At 66.2% G+C, this 12,358-nt stretch carries 10 protein-coding genes; 5 read left to right on the top strand and 5 right to left on the bottom strand.

Annotated features, from left to right (window positions below):
* The first annotated feature begins 89 nt into the window (after window positions 1-89).
* From EEB18_RS14570 to EEB18_RS14560, 3 genes are all read left to right on the top strand, one after another.
* The gene (locus EEB18_RS14570) at window positions 90-263 is read left to right on the top strand and encodes a bacterioferritin-associated ferredoxin (RefSeq protein ID WP_056346003.1); all 174 of its coding nucleotides are present in this window, start codon (window positions 90-92) and stop codon (window positions 261-263) included.
* A gap of 99 nt (window positions 264-362) precedes the next feature.
* Window positions 363-845, top strand: a complete 483-nt coding sequence (gene bfr, locus EEB18_RS14565; RefSeq protein ID WP_056346002.1) for a bacterioferritin — start codon at window positions 363-365, stop codon at window positions 843-845.
* Window positions 846-1,138: 293 nt separating this feature from the next.
* Window positions 1,139-1,558 carry an addiction module antidote protein gene (locus EEB18_RS14560; RefSeq protein WP_187140588.1) on the top strand — a complete coding sequence of 140 codons (420 nt, stop codon included), beginning with the start codon at window positions 1,139-1,141 and terminating at the stop codon, window positions 1,556-1,558.
* 19 nt (window positions 1,559-1,577) lie between these two features.
* Here EEB18_RS14560 and EEB18_RS14555 read toward each other — a convergent pair whose 3' ends face one another.
* From EEB18_RS14555 to EEB18_RS14545, 3 genes are read right to left on the bottom strand one after another with little or no spacing between them, the layout of a single operon-like run.
* Window positions 1,578-2,222 (bottom strand): hypothetical protein, encoded by a 645-nt coding sequence (locus tag EEB18_RS14555; protein WP_187140587.1) that lies wholly within the window; start codon window positions 2,220-2,222, stop codon window positions 1,578-1,580.
* Window positions 2,219-5,128, bottom strand: coding sequence for a M16 family metallopeptidase (locus tag EEB18_RS14550; RefSeq protein ID WP_187140586.1), 2,910 nt, complete (start codon window positions 5,126-5,128; stop codon window positions 2,219-2,221). Before EEB18_RS14550 ends, EEB18_RS14555 begins: the two co-directional genes overlap by 4 nt.
* A 42-nt stretch (window positions 5,129-5,170) precedes the next feature.
* Complete coding sequence (locus tag EEB18_RS14545; protein ID WP_262407936.1) at window positions 5,171-6,316, bottom strand: GGDEF domain-containing protein; 1,146 nt, start codon at window positions 6,314-6,316, stop codon at window positions 5,171-5,173.
* Between the two features lie 164 nt (window positions 6,317-6,480).
* Between EEB18_RS14545 and EEB18_RS14540 the strand changes: the two genes are divergently transcribed.
* A complete protein-coding gene (locus tag EEB18_RS14540; protein WP_187140585.1) occupies window positions 6,481-8,475 on the top strand; it encodes a lipoxygenase family protein in 1,995 nt (664 codons plus the stop codon).
* Window positions 8,476-8,625: 150 nt separating this feature from the next.
* Here the strand turns inward: EEB18_RS14540 and purC are convergent, their stop codons facing one another.
* On the bottom strand, window positions 8,626-9,405 hold the full coding sequence (gene purC / locus EEB18_RS14535) for a phosphoribosylaminoimidazolesuccinocarboxamide synthase (RefSeq protein ID WP_056345994.1): 780 nt from the start codon (window positions 9,403-9,405) through the stop codon (window positions 8,626-8,628).
* A 240-nt stretch (window positions 9,406-9,645) separates the two neighbouring features.
* Between purC and EEB18_RS14530 the strand changes: the two genes are divergently transcribed.
* Window positions 9,646-10,569, top strand: coding sequence for a crotonase/enoyl-CoA hydratase family protein (locus EEB18_RS14530; RefSeq protein ID WP_187140584.1), 924 nt, complete (start codon window positions 9,646-9,648; stop codon window positions 10,567-10,569).
* Between the two features lie 155 nt (window positions 10,570-10,724).
* Here the strand turns inward: EEB18_RS14530 and EEB18_RS14525 are convergent, their stop codons facing one another.
* Window positions 10,725-12,356 carry an alkaline phosphatase D family protein gene (locus EEB18_RS14525; RefSeq protein ID WP_187140583.1) on the bottom strand — a complete coding sequence of 544 codons (1,632 nt, stop codon included), beginning with the start codon at window positions 12,354-12,356 and terminating at the stop codon, window positions 10,725-10,727.
* Window positions 12,357-12,358: the final 2 nt, after the last annotated feature.

Here is a 12,358-nt window from a genome sequence, read left to right as displayed (position 1 = left end):
CGCTTTTCGGAATGCGAACCACTCGCAACTTTCCTGTTGCGAGTCCGTCGCACTATCCCTATCTGAGTCTTGTTGAGAAGGATTCGCACATGGTCGTCTGTGTCTGCAACGCAATAAAGGAAAGCCAGCTGCGCGACGTCGTGCGGAATGGCGAAGTGCGGTGCGCCAAGGCCGCCTATGCGCAACTGGGTCGCAAACCCAAGTGCGGCCAATGCCTGCCTTTCGCTCGCAATATCATCAGCGACGTCGCCGCGACCGCCTGATTTTTCTAGGTTTTCTGCCATTTTTGACCTTGGCCTGATGGGGTCCGGGGGCGTATAATGCCGCCATCCCATTCCCAGGACAAAAAGACAGGACGACACATGAAGGGCGACGAAAAGGTCATCGATTTCCTCAACGAGGCGCTGAAGAACGAGCTGACCGCGATCAACCAGTACTGGCTGCACTATCGCATGCTCGACAATTGGGGCGTCGCGAAGCTCGCGCATTTCGAGCGCGAGGAATCGATCGACGAGATGAAGCACGCCGACAAGCTGGCCGATCGCGTGCTGTTCCTCGGCGGCCTGCCCAATTTCCAGATGCTCGGCCGCCTGCGCGTCGGCGAGACGGTCGAAGAGATTCTCAAGGCCGACCTCGCGCTCGAGGAGGAAGCGATCCCGCTGCTCAAGGACGCCATCGCGCATAGCGAGAGCGTGCGCGACTATGTCAGCCGCGACCTGTTCGCCGACATCCTCGAAAGCGAAGAGCATCATGTCGACGAGCTCGAAAAGCAGTTCGAGATGATCGAGCGCATGGGAATCGAAAATTACATCCAGCTGCAATCGAAGTCGGTCGGCGACGATTGATCCGAATCGTCGCCCCCGCGAAGGCGGGGGCCGCGACCGGTTTACGCAGCGACGCTGGGGAAGGCCGACAATGCCCCCCGCCTTCGCGGGGGCGACGAGATACCAAAAACCCCGGTTTTTCGAGGCGCCTGCGGGCGCCTCTTTTTTCGCTTGTACTTGCGAGTAATTCTCAATAGCAAGGTGGGGCAGTCCCCTCCTGCCGGTCGCTGCTCCTGCAGCGGCCGGCGGCTTTTTCAAGGATCCGGCCCGGGACCTGCGCCAATCGACCGGACCGATCGGGAAAGGGACGCGCCATGGAATCGAGCCTGCTGATCCGGCAACTGACCGAGCAACCGCTGGTTCGCGACCTGCCCGTCGACGCCGCGCAGGCCGTCCTAGCGCTGCGCTACTGCATCCTCTGCCGCCGCAGCGAGCGCGACCCGATGCCCGAGCTCGAGCGGCGCTGGGGCAATATCCTCGCGGCGCGGCGCTTTCGGCTGGTGGTCGAGGCGATCGGCCACAGCTGGCCCGATCCTTTCGCGGTCGCCCCGCCCTGCTGCCCGCGCGTCAGCTTCGACGAGAGCCTGCTCGCCGCGATGGTCGGCGTCGCGAGCCGCCGCGACCGCGCGCGGTTCGATATGCTGACCGGCGAAATGCTGGGCAGCGACGCGCGCGAGATGATCTTCGTGGCGCTGGAGAATTTCCTGCGCGCGAGGGCGCCCGGGCGGGTTTAGGTCCGCTAGCCCCTGGGGCTCAACCTGGATTTCCCTGCTCGCTGTACAGCGGCAATCCCTCATCCAGTTTCCGGAACTCCCCAATCAGGAGTATGCTCGGTACGTCGACCGCCATTCTGACGTCGGCTTCCTTGCCCATCGATTTCGGATAGGCATTGCCGTCGAAACGCATCGCCCGTTCATAACCGGGCTGAATACCGCCGCCCTGCGTCCACGATCCAAACACCGGCCGGCCATTGTGACGCTCGCCGAGCAGGCGGACCGGCCCCCAGCTGATGGACACATCGCCGATCTCGCGCAGCCGCCCGCCGGATGCATCCCACACCAACAGGTTGCATCCGCCCGTTCCGCAAAAATGGCGCCCGAAGAGCCATGCGACGATCATCTCGTTGCAGGGCAGCTTGACCGCCCAGAAACGAGCGGTCTGATCGCGCGGCAAATTGGGCATTGAGCGCTCTGCCATAGCGCGAAGCGCACGAGCCACCGGCTCGGCGGCGACCGCGTCGGTAATCGCCTCCGGTTTTTCCGTGGCAAGATCGCAATGGGCGTGGCGATCCACAATCTTCGGCGGCTCCAGCTTTGGTTTGCCGCACGCAGCGAGCAACGCGGTGAACGCAGCGACGAGCAGAATTGCGCCGCCGCGAATCCCTAGCTCCCAGCTCACTTCCCCGCCTTATCGCTCACCGCCTTGATCACCAGCGCCTTGTCATCGGTAAGGTAGCGTTTTGCCAGCGCCTGCAACTCGGCAGGCGTAGCCGCTTCCACATCGGCGATGCTCTTGCGGCTGCGGTCGAGGCGGACTTCCTTGGTCGTCGCGGCGGCGACATATGGCAGCCAATAGCCGTTCTCGCGCCGCGCCTTGGTCATCGCCTCGAGCATCGGTTTGCGCGCGCGATCGAGCAGGTCGGCGTCGACCGGGGTGTCGCGCAATTCCTTAGCGATGGCGAAGATCGCGGCGCGGGTGGTCGCGAGGTCCTTGTAGTCGACATTGCTCGCCGCGAAGAGATGGCCATAGCCGGGGAAGTCGTCCGACAGGCTGGCACCCGCGCCGGGGCTGTAGCTTTCGCCCAGCTTCTCGCGCAGTTCCTCGGTCAGTTTGAGCTGCATCACTCGCGACAGCAGTTGCAGCTGCATCGCCTCGGCGAGGTCGCTGTCGTCGCGCGCGGACCAATAGACGCGCAGCTCGGCCTGTTCAGCAGGGCCCTTGTGGATCAGCGTGCGTTCGCTGCGGTCCTTGGCGAACTCGCGGATGCGCGCGGCGGGGCGCGGGTCGAAGGCGGCGCGGCGTTCGGGCAGCGCGCCGAAGGTCGCCGCGATCGCCTCGATCGCCGCCGCTTCGTCGATGTCGCCGACGACCCCGATCTCGATCGCGCCATGCTCCATGCTGTCGGCGATCGCGGGCTTGAGGCTGGCCCAGTCGAGCGCCAGCATCGTGTCGAGCGGCGGGGTGACCGCACGCGGATCGTTGTTGGCGAGGATGCCGCCGGCGTCGCGGCCGAGCACCGCGCCGGGGGTCGCGTCGTTCGCGGCATATTGCTGCGGCAGGAAGCGGCGGATCAGCGCGAGACCGTCGGGGCGATAGCCCGGGTGGGTGAGGAAGGCGGCCATCAGCTGCGCCTGCAGTTTGAAATCCTCGGGCGAGGTGCGCGCGCTGCCGCCGAAGCTGTCGGTGGCGCTGCCGACGCTCGAACTCACCGTCTTACCGGCGAGGATGGTGCTGAGTTCGTCGCGGCTGTGCGCCTCGAGTCCGCCGATGCTGATCGAGCCCGCGAGCGCGACGCGCGTCGGGTCCTCCTTCGTCGCGAGCAGGCTGCCGCCGTCGATGCGCAGCGACAGGAACACCGTGTCCTTCTGGAAATCGGTTGTCTTGATGTTGAGCATGACATTGTTGGCGAAACGGATGCGGCGGATGCCGAGGTCCTCGATCCGCTGGTCGCTGACGATCTTTCCGGGGGTGCCGAAGTCGGTGTAGGCGAAGGCGGCGCTCGTCGCGGCGGCGGGCGCGGCGACCGCCACCTGCTGCGACGACTTGAGCGCGGCGAGGATCGCATCGGTGCCGCCCTCGACCGGGGTCTTCGACGTCACGCGGACGAGCGGCGCGCCGAGGCCCGCGAGCCGTTGCTGGAAGGCGGCGCTCACCGCGGCGGCATCGAGCGACGGGGCAGCAGCGTCGAACAGCGCCTGTGAAACCTCGGGCCGCGAAACGACGAAATCGCCCTTCGCCGCCTCGACCAGCACGTCGGCGAGATTCTCGCTGCGCCGGGTGTCGACCCCGGCGACGGCATTTTTCAGCGCGGTGCGACGGTTGGCGAGCTGTTCGTCGACCTCGGCCTGGGTGAAGCCATGCTGGGCGGCGCGGCGCCATTCCTGTTCGACCAGCGCCTGCGCCTCGCGCCAGGAACCCTGTTTCGCGGTAGCGCCGATAGTGACCTGGTCGAACACGTCCCAGCCGTTCGAATCGCCGAAATAACCATTGAGGATCGGCGAATCCTCGGCGAGCGCGAGCTTCGCGAGACGGCGCGAGACGATCGCTTCGCCGATCCCCTCGGCCAGGTCTTTGGCGCGCTTGGCTTTGGTGTCGGGCAGTTTCACCCACGGCTTGAACGCGGTGATCGTCACCCCGTCGGCGATCGCGGGGTCGACGAAATCGTCGGCGGCCGAGGCTCGGCTATAATCAATCGTGCCGATATCGGGATCGGCGCCGGCGGGGCCGCGGCCCTTCCAGTCGGCAAAGCGCGCCTTGATCTTCGCCTCGATCGCCGCGGGATCGAAATCGCCGACCATCACCAACGTCGCGCGCTCGGGACGGTAATAGCGGTCATAGAGGTCGCGGATGCGCGCGGCGGGGGCGCCCCGGATCACCTCCTCGGTACCGACCGGAATGCGGTTCGGCGCGCTCATGCCCTTCATCTGGAAGGCGAGCTGGTCGATCAGGCTGCGCAGCTGATAGGTGTCGCGCGCGCGGCGTTCGGACAGGATGATGCCGCGTTCGCGGTCGACCGCCGCGGGGTCGATCTTGAGCTCGCTCGCGGTCTCGCGCATCAGCATGAGGCCGGTGTCGATCAGGTCGTCGGAGGCGTTGGGCAGGTCGAGTTGGTAGACGGTCTGGTCGAAGCCGGTCGAGGCATTGGTGTCGGCGCCGAACGCCAGCCCCTTGCGTTCGAGCAGCTTGATCATCTCGCCCTCGGGCACGTTGGTCGAGCCGTTGAACGCCATATGTTCGAGGAAATGGGCGAGGCCGCGCTGATCGTCGGCTTCGGCAAAGCTGCCGACGTCGAAGCGCAGGCGCAGCGAGACGCTGTCCTTGGGCGTGCTGTTCTTCAGCAGCGCATATTTCATCCCGTTGGGCAGCACCCCGAAGACGATGTTGGGGTCGACGGGCACGTCGCTGGCCGCGAAGTTCCACGCCCGCGCGGCATCGCCCTGCGGGTTGGTGGTGGCCGCGGCGGGCGCCGGCGCGGCGACGGGTTCGCGCGCCAGCAACGGCGCAGGGCCGGCGAAAGCGAGAGCGGTAGCGAGGACGATGGGCGACAGCGCGGCTGAAGCGCGCAACAGGGGTCGGAAGGTCATGCTGCCTGTCTGGGCGTGCCGCCCGGACGGGTCAAGCGCCGCCTAGCCGGCGCGCGCGACGCTTTCGACAGACGACATGGCCTCGCGATCGGCGGCCTTGGCCGCATAGACGGCGCGGTCGGCGACATCGAACAGCCTTTTCGCGCTGGTGCCCTGTTCGGGCCAGGTTGCGACCCCGATGCTGGCGCCGACGCGGATCGTGGCGCCGTCGATGCGATAGGGCGCTGCCAGCGCCGACAGCATATGGCCCGACAGCGAGGTGTCGAGCAGCGGCGATCCCGCGGGTACGAGGATCGCGAATTCGTCGCCGCCCTGCCGCGCGACCATCGCATGGTCGCCGCACGCGTGACGCAGGCGCGCCGCGACTTCGCAAAGCAGCGCGTCGCCGACACCATGACCGTAGCGGTCGTTGACCGGCTTGAAACCGTCGAGGTCGAGCAAGGCGATCGCGAAACGCGTATCGGACCCCGCCGCGGCAATTTCCTGGTCGAGCCGCGCGTCGAGTTCGCGGCGGTTCCACAGGCCGGTGAGCGGATCGGTGTGCGCGAGGTCGCGCATCTGTTGCTGCAGTTGCAACAGGTCGATCAGCTGGCGGTGCTGCTGAAAGATCATGCGCAGCAAAAAGGCGGTCGCGACGAACAGGCTGGTTCCTGCCGCGATTTCGGGCGGGTTGCCGGAGGTCAGCATGAGCAGCATGATCGGAACGAGCCCGATGCCGAGGTTGACGATCGTCGTGAAGCGGATCGACGACAGGCAATAGGCGGTCGCGAGCGAGCCCATCGCCATGATCATCGCATAATAGCTGTGCGCCTCGGGCGGCGCGGCGAACCAGTTGGTCACCGTCCAGATGCTGCACATTGCCCCCATGGTGCCCGACAGCCAGGTCGCTTCCTTGATCACCCGCCGCGCACGGCGCGGGCTCATGCGGCGGCCGCGCGCCTTGAGCAGGTATAAAAATCCCAGCAGGCATACGACCGCGAGCGTGATCGGAAAACCGAGGCGAACGATCCAGTGGACGCTTTCGACCCCGGCGTAGATCGCCGTCGGCGTCGTCGCCGCGAGGGTCAGGAACAACATCGGGGTCAGGGTCTCGACGCGATTGGCGCGCAGCAACGCGACATCGTCCCGGATCGATTCCGGAACCGGCGGGAAAACCCGCGCCCTCAGCCAGTGATAGACCCCCGTCATGGCCATGGGGATAGAGCGCAGGAGTAAAACATCGGTTAAGGATAGAATCCCCATTTTTCATCCGGCTACGCGTCTAGCACGACGGTCGGACTTGCAAAATATTAACCATGTTTTGCGACAGCCGCTCCCATCCGAATTTCGATCCTTTGGGGGAGTCCGTCATCATGTCCTATCCTGTCGCGTCACTGACCACACCCACGCCCGCGCTGGCATCGCCAATGCCGTCCGCCGATCCGACGCTGCCACAGAACGACACCCCGGCGCAGCGCGCCGCCCGCGCGGCGCAACTGACCGCGACGCAGGCGGTCTATGTATGGACCACCGACGTTCCCACCCTGCCCGGCGTGCCGCTGGCGACCGACGTGCCCAAGAACGACGTGCCGACCATCGCCTGGTTCGGCAAGCTGATCACCATCGGCCTGGCGATCGTGCGCAACGCGCTCGCGGTGAAGCTGGGTGCGGTCGAAGCCGGCGAACTGACCGGGCCGCACCCCGACTATGCCGCCGCGCTCGCCGAATGCGACGCGATCGAGGCCTCGACGCTCAAGATCACCGCCGCGCATGGCGCGCATGAAGGCGGTAATATCTTCGAACGCATCGTCGACGATGTTGAAAGCGCGGTCGCGACGATCGAACGCGACGCGCATCTGACCCTCCTCGAAGGCTATAAGGCGCGCATCGAGGACTTGATGAAGGTCAGCGACGACGAGGTCGCGGGCATCGGCAGCCGCGCGCCGCGCAGCCTCGACGCCTATCGCGCGCTGTTCCAGACGCTGCCGGTACCGGGCGTCGCCTATGACTTCCAGAACGACGCCAGCTTCGCGCGGCTGCGCGTGCAGGGGCCGAACAATATGCTGATCGCCGCCGTCGGCGATGCGCTGCCGGCGAATTTCCCGCTGACCGCCAAGCAATATGCCGCGGTGGTGAACGGCGACACGCTCGACCGCGCGCTCGCCGACGGCCGCCTGTTCCTGCTCGACTACAAGGACCTGGCGGTGCTCGACCCCGGCACCTATCGCGGCGAGGCCAAATATGCCTGGCAACCGCTCGCGCTGTTCGCGGTGCCGCCGGGCGGCGCCTCGCTAATCCCGGTCGCGATCCAGTGCGGTCAGGATTCCGCCGACTTCCCGATCTTCACCCCCTCGCCCGCGCCCGAGAAACTGTGGGGCTGGGAAATGGCCAAGCTGGTCGTGCAGGTCGCCGACGGCAATTATCACGAATTGTTCGCGCATCTGGCGCGCACGCATTTGGTGATCGAGGCCTTTGCCGTCGCGACGCACCGCCATCTCGCCGAGGTCCATCCGATCTGGGCGCTCCTCGTCCCGCATTATGAGGGGACGTTGTTCATCAACGAAGCCGCGGCGACCTCGCTGATCGCGGCGGGCGGGCCGATCGACCATATTTTCGCGGGCACGATCACCTCGAGCCAGGCCGCGGCGGTCGATGCGCGGCTCGCCTTCGACTTTTATGGCAAGATGCTGCCCGCCGACCTAGCGGCGCGCGGCGTCGGGGTGAGTTCGGCGCTCGCCGACTATCCGTACCGCGACGACGCGCTGCTGGTGTGGAATACGATCCACGAATGGGCGCGCCAATATGTCGACCTTTATTATACCAACGACGCGGCGGTGATCGCCGACACCGAACTCACCGCCTGGGCGGCGTGCCTTGCCACCGAAGCCAAGATCAGGGGCTTCGGCCCGGTGACGACGCGGGGCCAACTCGCGCAAATCTGTACGATGGTGATGTTCACCGCGAGCGCGCAGCATGCGGCGGTCAATTTCCCGCAAAAGGACATCATGACCTTTGCCCCCGCGATCACCGGTGCGGGCTGGGAGCCGGCGCCGACCGGCCAGCGCGGGCAGGACAAGCCCGGCTGGCTGGCGATGATGCCGCCGAAGGGGCTGGCGCTCGAGCAACTGAACGTGCTCGAACTGCTGGGTTCGCTGCACTATCGCCCGCTCGGCGACTATCGCAGCAACGCCTTTCCCTATCCCTTGTGGTTCCAGGATCCGCGCGTCACTGCGAAGACCGGCCCGCTCGCCTGGTTCCAGGCCGCGCTCACCGATGTCGAGACCGAGATCGCGGCGCGCAACGCGCAGCGGCTGGCGCCCTATCCCTATCTGCAGCCGAGCCTGATCCCGACGAGCATCAATATTTGAGGCGGCGACGCCAGACAAAACACACGCGTCATTGCGAGCGAAGCGAAGCAATCCAGGGCGGTTTACGCCACTCTGGATTGCCGCGTCGCCTTCGGCTCCTCGCAATGACGAGGCCCGTAAAATGCCCCGATGCGCCTTTCGGCGGCAGCCTCAGCTGCCCTTTTTCTTGCGGTGGCTTTCGAGGTCGAGCACCGCATTGTCGACGCCTTCGGGCAGCAGGCCCAAGCGGCGCGCGACTTCCTGATAGGCTTCGACTTCGCCGCCGAGGTCGCGGCGGAAGCGGTCCTTGTCGAGTTTTTCGTTGGTGGTCATGTCCCACAGGCGGCAGCCGTCGGGGCTGATCTCGTCGGCGAGGATGATGCGGCTGAAATCGCCGTCATAGAGCCGCCCGAATTCGAGCTTGAAGTCGACCAGGCGGATGCCGACCGCGGCGAACATGCCCGACATGAAGTCGTTGATGCGGATCGCCATGTCCTGGATATCGTGCAATTCTTCCTGGCTGCACCAGTTGAAACAAGCGATATGCTCCTCGGCGACCAGCGGATCGCCGAGCGCGTCGTCCTTGTAGCAATATTCGATCAGCGTGCGGGGAAGCTGCGTTCCCTCCTCGATGCCGAGCCGCTTCGACAGCGTGCCGGCGGCGACGTTGCGCACGATCACCTCGATCGGGACGATCTCGACCTGGCGGATCAGCTGCTCGCGCATGTTGAGGCGGCGGATGAAATGATGCGGGACGCCGATGTTGCCGAGCAGGGTGAAGACATGCTCACTGATCCGGTTGTTGAGCACGCCCTTGCCGCTGATCGTGCCCTTTTTCTGGGCGTTGAACGCGGTCGCGTCATCCTTGAAATACTGGATCAGCGTGCCCGGTTCGGGGCCCTCATAGAGGATCTTGGCTTTGCCTTCGTAGATCTGGCGGCGACGGGCCATGGGCACATGCTTTCCTTGACGTCAAAATAGCTGGCCCCGGCGAATACGACTCATACGAGGCGCGGCGCCGGGGCGGTTCCGGCGCCTATAGCGGCAAAGGTCGGGCGCGTCATCCCCGGGCGTAAGACACCCCTTCTCCCGACGGGAGAGGGAGGATTTACACCTTTACGCTTACGTAAACTAGAGCTTGCCTTCCTTCGCATCCCTTGCGACCATGGCCGCAACGACAAGGAGAGAGACATGAGTTTCGAAGAGATTCGCCTCGACAAGCATGAGGGCATCGCGCTGCTGACGCTGTACCGGCCCGACCGGATGAACGCCTTCACGACCCGGATGATGACCGAAATCGTCGCCGCGCTCGACGAATGCGACGCCGACGACGGGGTGCGCGCGGTGATCTTCACCGGCCATGGCGAGCGCGCCTATTGCGCGGGGGCGGACCTCGGCGCGGGCGGATCGACCTTCGACTACGACAAGCGCACCGACAAGGCGGCGCTGCTGCCCGAGGGCATATCGGCAAGCCCGGTCGCCGAGGACGGCACGATCGACTGGTCGCACCCGCTGATCCGCGACGGCGGCGGCCGCGTGTCGATGCGCATCTTCGAGGCGAAGAAGCCGGTGCTCGGCGCGATCAACGGCGCCGCGGTCGGCATCGGCGCGACGATGACCTTGTCGATGGACGCCCGCCTCGCCAGCGACACCGCGCGCTACGGCTTCGTCTTCGCGCGCCGCGGCATCGTGCCCGAGGCGGCGTCGAGCTGGTTCCTGCCGCGCCTCGTCGGCATCCAGACCGCGCTCGACTGGTGCTATTCGGGGCGGCTGGTCCCCGCCGCCGAGGCGCATGAAAAGGGCCTCGTCCAGTCGGTCCACGCCCCCGGCGAACTCGTCGACGCCGCGATCGCCAAGGCACGCGAACTGACCGGCGACAGCGCGCCGGTGTCGGTCGCGCTGACGCGCCACATGATGTGGCGCATGCTCGGCGCACCGCACCCGATGAGCGCGCACCGCTGGGACAGCCGGGTGATCTTCGCCCGCGGGCGCAGCCCCGACGCCGCGGAAGGGGTGACGAGCTTCCTCGAAAAACGCGAACCCCATTTCACCGCGAGCGTCGCGAACGACTATCCGTCGTTCGGCGAGTTCGAGGATGCGCCGCCTTACGGCTAAGGTCCTTATAATCCTCCCTGTGGCGAAGCCATGGGGAGGTGGCAGCGCGGAGCGCTGACGGAGGGGCCATTGCGCGACGTTTCGGCCCCTCCACCATCCGCTTCGCGGACGGTCCCCCTCCCCATCGCTTCGCGACAGGGAGGATCAACTACGCGTCAAACCACGTCGTACATCCTTTTCCCGCGCCGCACCGTCATGCTGTGCGTGCCCTTCAGCGCGAGCGATTTTTCGCGGATCGACTCGAGGCTGTGCCAGTGGGCGGTGACCTTTTCGGGGGTCATCGCCACCGAGACATAGCCGCGATCGCGGGTGTTCGCCCATTTGAGCTGCGGCGACGATCCGCGCAGCGCCGCGACGCGCGTCTCTTCCGAAATCCCCTGCGTATAATTTTCGAAGCCCGGCGAGGTGACGCTGTGACCGCCGACCTCGATCCCCACAGGCCGGCCGTCGTGCGCCAGGTCGAACGCCCAGGCGTTATGGCTATCGCCCGCGAGCATCACCAGATCGGCGTCGGCCGTCTGCGCCGCGCCGAGCAGCCGGTCGCGCGCCGCGGGATAACCGTCCCATGCATCCATGTTGAGCGGCAGCCCGGCCTTGGCGGCGAGCTGTGACGCGGCGACGCGGCGGCGCACGACCTCGGGCGGGTTGGCGCCGAACCAGTTTGCCGATTCGGGCGGGGTGAACAGCGTCCCGGTGACGATCTGCTGCGCGCAGACCTGCCAGCGGGTGCCCGTCTTTTTCGACGCGGCGAGGCCGCCGAACAGCCATTTCTCCTGGTCGCCGCCAAGCATCTGGCGCGCGGGGTCGCGATAGGCGGTCTCGGCAAAGGCCTTGAGCTTCGCCGCGGCGTCGCCGCCGCCCGCGACGATCTCGTCGATCTCGAACGGCCGGTCGCGCGCGGTCACCCGCGTTTCGGGGAGGAAGATCGTCGCGAGGTCGCCGACCTGATAGTCGCGCCAGCGCGTGTCGGCGACCGGCATCCATTCGCCATGCGCGCGCTCGGCCGCTGCTACACGGTCGGTCCAGCTGCCTTCGCCGTCGTTGTGATTTTCCGCCCCGCCCTTCCAGGCGTCGTTGGCGAATTCATGATCGTCCCATTGCGCGATCATCGGGAACAGCTGGTGCAGCCGCTGCAGATCGGGGTCGGCACGATAGGCGGCATAGCGCAGCCGATAGTCGGCGAGCGCGACGATCTCCTGCGACGGCTGGATCTCGCGGCCGGGCAGCGCCTGTTTCGCCGACGGGTAATCGCCGGCGGCATATTCATAGAGATAATCGCCGACATGGGCGACCAGGTCGATGTCCTGGCGCGATGCGGCATGGCCATAGGCGTTGAACCAGCCGAAGGGCATGTTCGAACAGGAAAAGAGCGCGAGATTGAAGGCGGACGTCGGCCCCTGCGGCAGGGTACGGGTGCGGCCGGTGATCGATTTGGTGCCGTCGGGCGCGACGAAGCGATAGAAATACCAGCGGCCCGGCTCCAGCCCGCGAACCATCAGCTTGGCGGTGTGATCGCTGGCGCCGTCGGCATCGACGCTGCCGCCGCCGACGATGCGCGCGAAATCGGGGGTGTCGGCGACCTCGACGGTCAGCCGGACATCGGAGGGCGCGGCATAGCGTGTCCACAGCAGCACCGAATTGGGTCCCGGCTCGCCGCTCGCGACGCCGTGGGTGAAGCCCTGCGCCATCATCGCCCGCGCCGCGCCGGGCAGCGACAGCGCCGCAAGTCCGGCGGTGCCGAGCTTGATCAGCAGGCGGCGGTCGATCTCTCCCCAAAGCGGATGCATAG

Origin of the sequence: Sphingopyxis sp. OPL5 (genome assembly GCF_003797775.2) — a bacterium.
Lineage (GTDB): Bacteria > Pseudomonadota > Alphaproteobacteria > Sphingomonadales > Sphingomonadaceae > Sphingopyxis.
This window is presented reverse-complemented; position numbering and strand designations above follow the sequence as displayed.

Bases quoted from the DNA above. Each gene is read 5' to 3' on its own strand.
- EEB18_RS14540 (WP_187140585.1), top strand. From the start codon at position 6,481: ATGTCCTATCCTGTCGCGTCACTGACCACACCCACGCCCGCGCTGGCA.
- EEB18_RS14530 (WP_187140584.1), top strand. From the start codon at position 9,646: ATGAGTTTCGAAGAGATTCGCCTCGACAAGCATGAGGGCATCGCGCTG.
- EEB18_RS14550 (WP_187140586.1), bottom strand. From the start codon at position 5,128: ATGACCTTCCGACCCCTGTTGCGCGCTTCAGCCGCGCTGTCGCCCATC.
- bfr (WP_056346002.1), top strand. From the start codon at position 363: ATGAAGGGCGACGAAAAGGTCATCGATTTCCTCAACGAGGCGCTGAAG.
- purC (WP_056345994.1), bottom strand. From the start codon at position 9,405: ATGGCCCGTCGCCGCCAGATCTACGAAGGCAAAGCCAAGATCCTCTAT.
- EEB18_RS14525 (WP_187140583.1), bottom strand. From the start codon at position 12,356: ATGCATCCGCTTTGGGGAGAGATCGACCGCCGCCTGCTGATCAAGCTC.
- EEB18_RS14560 (WP_187140588.1), top strand. From the start codon at position 1,139: ATGGAATCGAGCCTGCTGATCCGGCAACTGACCGAGCAACCGCTGGTT.
- EEB18_RS14570 (WP_056346003.1), top strand. From the start codon at position 90: ATGGTCGTCTGTGTCTGCAACGCAATAAAGGAAAGCCAGCTGCGCGAC.
- EEB18_RS14545 (WP_262407936.1), bottom strand. From the start codon at position 6,316: ATGACGGGGGTCTATCACTGGCTGAGGGCGCGGGTTTTCCCGCCGGTT.